Annotated in this window: 4 protein-coding genes and 2 pseudogenes; 5 read left to right on the top strand and 1 reads right to left on the bottom strand. The window is 45.0% G+C overall.

Going from position 1 to position 6,362, the window contains the following annotated elements; all coding sequences use genetic code 11:
* Positions 1–55 precede the first annotated feature (55 nt).
* From HMPREF1024_RS00410 to HMPREF1024_RS31995, 5 genes and pseudogenes are all read left to right on the top strand, one after another.
* A pseudogene (locus HMPREF1024_RS00410) lies at positions 56–431 on the top strand (hypothetical protein).
* A 200-nt stretch (positions 432–631) separates the two neighbouring features.
* Positions 632–2,007 (top strand): IS3 family transposase gene (locus HMPREF1024_RS30290; protein ID WP_086937184.1). Its coding sequence is split into 2 segments (ribosomal slippage): positions 632–1,121 and positions 1,121–2,007, totalling 1,377 coding nucleotides; the frame shifts between segments, so codons are not numbered across the junction.
* Between the two features lie 169 nt (positions 2,008–2,176).
* Complete coding sequence (locus HMPREF1024_RS00425; protein ID WP_009310020.1) at positions 2,177–3,217, top strand: AAA family ATPase; 1,041 nt, start codon at positions 2,177–2,179, stop codon at positions 3,215–3,217.
* Complete coding sequence (locus HMPREF1024_RS32000; protein WP_009310019.1) at positions 3,195–4,814, top strand: S8 family peptidase; 1,620 nt, start codon at positions 3,195–3,197, stop codon at positions 4,812–4,814. The genes HMPREF1024_RS00425 and HMPREF1024_RS32000 overlap by 23 nt, the downstream gene beginning before the upstream one ends.
* 62 nt (positions 4,815–4,876) lie before the next feature.
* Positions 4,877–5,704, top strand: a pseudogene (locus HMPREF1024_RS31995) (S8 family serine peptidase); the annotation flags it as partial.
* 330 nt (positions 5,705–6,034) lie between these two features.
* Here HMPREF1024_RS31995 and HMPREF1024_RS29780 read toward each other — a convergent pair.
* The coding region (locus HMPREF1024_RS29780; protein WP_009310017.1) for an integrase core domain-containing protein at positions 6,035–6,362 on the bottom strand (328 nt) is incomplete at its 5' end.

The raw sequence follows: 6,362 nt of genomic DNA, 5'->3' as shown, positions 1-6,362 counted from the left end.
AATAAGTACAATGCTGTCTGACAACTCAGATGGACCAATACAAGGAAGCAGAACTATGGAGTACTGGTTGTCTCGTTATCTTAATGAACGTGCTGTTCTGGTTGATCGTGAAGCATGTTGCTCCGGAATGGTATGGTTCCCCTGGTTATTATGCAGGCCAAATCATCTGCACACTAATAGCTGCGGTCATCACATGGCGTGATCCGCCTGACTGGTTAGATGGAATCCTGCTCGGCGTTATAGAATTCGGCGTTCTGATTGCCGGGATTATATTCTTTGTCTGGGGCATCGGGTACAAGCTGGCATTCTGGGGGCAACATGATCCTAATACCATATATGCAAGTGCAAACGATGTGATTTTACCTAATCTTGCGCTGGGCACGGGCGTCTTGATTGCGGCATGGGTATACATTAGATATTTAAAGCGCTAAGCAGCATAAAGCGTGGATATACCTGGTAAGAAATAGCACCGTCCCGGTATAATCGACGTGGCGCTTGAGGCTTTTTGCCTCATGACGTGAAGGTGGTTTGTTACCGTGTTGTGTGGCAAAAAGCAGAAAGCCCCGTAGTTAATTTTCATTAACCCCATGCACTGCGCCCATTTAGTTGGACTCTCAAATTGGAGAGTCCCATGTCAAGACGTAAGTACACCTTTGAACAGCGCCTCGAAGTGGTTATGCACTATTTAGCTACTGATGAAGGCTATCGCTTAACATCAGCTCGCTTTAACGTTCCCAGAACCCAGGTAAGATTATGGGTTGCAGCCTATGATGTTTATGGAGAAGAAGGTCTGAAGCCCAGAGATAAGGGCGTTTCAATCGATCCCGAAATCAGAGTAGAAGCCGTGAAGGCTGTGCTGACGGGGCAGATTTCCCAGACGCAGGCAGCTGCGAAATTTAACGTTGCTGGTGCGGCATCTGTTGGGAAGTGGATGAAGGTGTTCAGCGAACATGGAGAGCAAGGGCTTCGTTCTCTTCGTGTGGGCAAAAAAAGGGCACTTCATATGATTGATGATCCTGTTGCGCTTGAAGTGGCATTGGAACGTTCGAAAGATAAACATATTCAGGAGCTGGAAAGAAAAGTTCGGTCCCTTGAATTACGGGTACTTTATCTAAAAAAGCTGAAAGCCTTAGTTCGGTAAGAGACAGAGTCAGGATTATCGACGAACTGAGGCAACACTACCCGTTCGACCAGCTTTTGCAGATTGCTCAGATACCAAGAAGCACCTTTTACTATCACCTGAAAGCGCTTAAATCTTCGGATAAATATGAAGAGATTAAAAGCAGAATCATAGAGATATATAACGAGAACTGTGGTCGTTATGGCTATCGCAGAGTCACGCTGGCACTCCGGCAGGAGGCAGGCCGCATTAACCATAAAGTTGTTCAGCGGCTGATGAACCTGCTTTCCCTGAAAGCGGCTATTAAAGTCAAGCGATACAGCTCGTGGCGAGGTGCGCTGGGGGAAACTGCTGATAATGTTCTAAAGCGGAATTTCAAGGCAACCCGACCCAATGAAAAATGGGTCACTGACGTCACCGAATTTGCCGTCAATGGGCGAAAGCTCTACCTCTCCCCGATTATCGATCTCTTTAATAACGAAGTGATTTCCTACAGTATCTCAGAGCGTCCAGCAATGGCTATGATTGATGAGATGCTGGACAAGGCGTTTGCAAAACTGGACAAGAAGAGCACGCCTATTCTCCATTCTGACCAAGGCTGGCAGTACCGGCACCGCTGGTATCAGTATCAGCTTAAAGCGAGTGGTGTAGTTCAAAGTATGTCACGAAGGGGAAATTGCCTCGACAACGCCTGTGCAGAATGCTTTTTTGGCACACTGAAGTCTGAATGCTTTTATCTCAATAAATTCAACAATATTGAGGAACTAAAGACAGCTCTTTCGGATTATATTCACTATTATAATAATCAACGAATTAGCATAAAATTAAAAGGTCTGAGCCCGGTTGAATACCGCCTGAAGGTCTGTTCCCACCCTGTCAGGACTTAACGAACCTACCTTGGTAGGGGGATCCTTAAGCTGTTGCATGCTTTCACTCATGCCAATCGACCTTAAGCTACCTGTTAAACATAGAACTCGTTTACTCTGCCCATGCATAATTGCTACACTCTCATGTATATGCAGGTCAATTTCAGGCACATAAAACAGGATCACTTACGTGGCTAGCGCAGAGCAACTTAAGGCACTTATCAAATCGCACATTAGTCGCGATGATGGTCACTTTTATTCAGTGGCTATGCAGGTTGCTGCGCATGAGGCGAAACAGGGCCATGGACGATTAGCTGAGGAGCTTTTAACTCTTCTCGACAAGGCAAAAGCAAAACTGGCTAATGATAAAAGTGGGAAGCTGGTACCCCTGTCCAATGCGGCCAAAAACCGTACAGATCTTGGTAATTTATTGATTGTTAGCCAGCCAGAATACCGATTGGCCGATGTTGTTCTGGATCATTCTGCCCATTCTCAGCTGCAGCGGCTCATACGTGAACAGCGTATGATGTCTCGAATCAAAGAGCATGGCCTTTCCCCAAGACGAAAAGTTTTGTTAGTCGGTCCTCCTGGAACGGGAAAAACTTTAACAGCATCAGCATTAGCTGGTGAACTTGGTATTCCTTTGTTTCAGGTTCGTTTTGATGCTCTGATTACAAAGTTTATGGGGGAGACAGCTTCCAAGCTACGGCAGGTGTTTGATGCTATTGCTGATATTCGTGGTGTTTATTTTTTCGATGAGTTTGATGCTATCGGCTCCCAACGCAGCCTCACAAATGATGTAGGTGAGATTCGCCGCGTACTCAATAGCTTTTTGCAGATGATCGAGCAAGACAACTCAAGTAGTATAATTATTGCTGCTACTAATCATCCGGAAATTTTAGATTATGCGTTGTTCAGACGTTTTGATGATGTTATTGAGTACCATTTGCCAACGTTAGAACAGGCACTCGACTTAATAAAATCTCGACTAGGAGCATTTGCGCCCAAGCCTTTCCGTAAAAATGGATTAGAAAAACAGGTTGCTGGTTTAAGCTATGCTGAAATTTGTCGAGCTGTCGATGAATCAATTAAAGATGCCCTCATGAGCGATCGCATGCAGGTCGATCTTGTCATATTAAAGCAGGCTTTAGAAGAGCGTCGTTTGATCAGTAGTAAGTTATCACTTAACGAAAAAAACAAGTTAAAACATGACGGAACAAACCAACGATAAAAGGCTTCATCTCTCTTTACCAAAAAATTCTACAGCACAGCCCTATACAGCACATTCTCTTGGTGGGGGTGGCTCTACCTTACTACCTGAGCGGGATCGACAAGCACATGGAGTAGCCCTAAGAACTCAACTGCAGCAGGTTAAGGAAATGTCGGCCCAAATTCGTGAAGGGCAAGAAAACCTTGAGCTAATTAGCGGTCTCGGAATGCAAATTGAGTTTATTGGGCAACCTGATGTTGAATTAGCATTTGAAAGCTTGGGTAATGAGAGGGGGCGGAACAAAGATCAGCACATAGAAGTTTTAAGTATACATAAGGAGGGCGATATAACCTCTGCAAATGTATTTGTGCCTGATGGAAAGCTAGTGCATTTCGAAAATTACATTCAGGATTATTTGACTGAGAAACGCCGCGCAGACGGGGTTTCCGCTGACCATAAATCGTTAATAAATACATTATCAGCAATACGTCTTGCAGAAATTAAATCTCTTTGGACAGACGATTTGAGTTTATTGCCATCTGACCCGGATGAGGCATTTTGGTGGGAAGTATGGCTACCAGTGAGGGGTAATAGAAATGCCGTTGTTACTGATTTTCATCGAATAAGCCATGCGACTGGATGCCAGGTCAGCGAACACAAAGTCGATTTTCCTGAGCGAACCATAACCTGGATGTATGGTTCTCAGAGCCAATTTTCTCAAGCTAGGTTGGTTTTAAACTGTGTAGCAGAATTGCGGCGTGCAAAAGATACAGCTGAGTTTTTCGAAGGACTACCAGCATTGGAACAACAGCTTTGGGTGGATGATGCACTGCGACGTCTCCAGGTTCCTTCACCCGAAGACAATGTACCTTATATCTGTTTGTTGGATTCAGGCATTAATCGCGGGCACGCTATGCTTGCACCTGTTTTGCACCAGCAGGACATGCATACAGTCAATGACGCGTGGGGAGTCAATGACACCGCAAACCATGGTACGGGGTTGGCTGGAGTTGCAATCTATGGCGATATGATTGACGCTTTGTCTTCTACTGATGCAATAGAAGTAGGACACCGACTCGAGTCAGTTAAGCTTACTCCAAATTATGGGGCCAACGTTGGTGACGCAAAACAGCATGCATATCTGTTCAGCTCAGCCGTTACACGTCCTGAAATTCTCAATGGTCAGCGCAAACGTATTTTTAGTTCAGCAGTAACAGCAACTGCTTATCGTGACTTTGGTCGCCCTTCAGCTTGGTCATCAATGGTCGATTCACTGGCAGTAGATGCGCTAGCAGAAACCCCTTTTCCCCGGTTGTTTGTTCTTTCCGCTGGGAACATAGTTGATCGCGACCATTGGGGAAACTATCCCGCCAGTCTTTCAGTTAATCAAATCCATGATCCGGGCCAGTCATGGAACGCATTAACTGTAGGTGCATTTACTGACAAGGTTGAGTTAAATGAGCCTGAATTTATTCCGGTTGCTGATCAAGGAGCATTAAGTCCTTTCACCACTACCTCAATGGGATGGGAACCTGTCTGGCCGTTTAAGCCAGATGTAGTTTTTGAGGGGGGAATGCAGCTGCTAACACAGAATTTGTCGATAACTTTGCGAGTTTAGAATTACTAACAACAAGTGCTTCATCCCACCGCCAATTTTGGACAACTAATGCAACTAGTGCAGCTTCTGCGCTGTGTGCCAGAATGGCTGCAAGGTTAATGGCACAATATCCTGAGTATCGCCCAGAAACGATCCGTGCTCTGATCACACACTCTGCGCAATGGACACCTGCTATGTTGCGTATGTATCCTGCTCGCAATAAAAGTGGCTTCGCACAGCTTATACGCCATTGCGGCTGGGGCTCACCAGATGTTGAACGTGCGCTCTGGAGTGTGAAAAATAGTCTGACACTGGTAGCTGAAGACAGCTTGTACCCCTATCGTAAGACTCGCGACGGTATTAAAACTCGTGACTTGAATTTACATGCGCTACCTTGGCCACTGGAACAGCTCCAGGAGTTACAGGATACGCAGGTAGAGCTCAGGGTTACATTGTCTTATTTCATCGAACCTAACCCTTCAGCACGGGGGAGTTCATCAAGATATCATTACCCATCCCACCGTCTACGCTTTGCGATGAAAAGACAAACAGAATCTTTAGACGAATTTAAAACTCGCATCAATGCAGCAGCTGAGTCTGAAGAGAGTGAGCATGGGACTACCGGTAACGATGATAACTGGTCATTAGGTGCTACTCAACGACATAAAGGGTCGTTGCATCAGGATATATGGCGGGGGGCAGCAGCAGAGCTTGCTAGTTGTGGTTATTTGGCTGTTTATCCTGCACAAGGTTGGTGGAGAACCAGAGGCGCTTTGCAACGATTTGATTCTGAAGCTAAATACAGTCTGGTTGTATCGATTCATGCACCCGAAGCAGACGTAGACCTTTATGCCGCAGTGGAAACCTTGGTCGAAAATATGGTTGAAAATCCTGTTGAAATAATGGGTTAGATGACTATAAAAGTAATGCGATCCGACAGAGGACATAACGAGCAAATCGATATGTCCTTGGCTACAATGATAGGCATAGATCATATTTCTAGCCTTTTCAGTGATTCCCAAAGGTTTTGCGAGCAAGCCCTACAACAGCATTGAAAATGAGTGAACAGTAGTGTAGGTAGTGAATAATATGGATAATTCGACTACTTAAACGTTAATTCATCCACACCTAAAACAAAAAAGAGCTCGCATTTCTGCGAACTCTTATCGTCAAGCCTCGTTTATTCTGTCCAACTTTTTGGGGTCAGTACACCACGAGGCCACCTGTATGCCTAGACAACATCAGGATAGCCTCTTAGATGCCGCAAGGCAAGGAGTTGTATGGGTCCACCACATATTGCAATTTTTACTCTCACGTAAAATATAGTCCACTGGCGTCATCAGTTCGAGTGATTTATGTGGCCTTTTGCTGTTATACAGCACCAGATATTCAGCCATTCTTTGATTAAACAAATTCAGGTCCTCAAAAAGCAACAATTCATTGAATTCAATAAATTGTTCTCTAAGTGTCCGGTTAAATCGCTCACAGGTCGCATTCATTTTCGGTGTGTACGGATAGGTCCAGATGTGTTTAATCGAGGCTTCCTGTAGCGTTTTATCAAAGTTACCG

The sequence above is a fragment of the Klebsiella sp. 4_1_44FAA genome (genome assembly GCF_000238715.1).
Classification (GTDB): domain Bacteria; phylum Pseudomonadota; class Gammaproteobacteria; order Enterobacterales; family Enterobacteriaceae; genus Klebsiella; species Klebsiella pneumoniae.
This window is presented reverse-complemented; position numbering and strand designations above follow the sequence as displayed.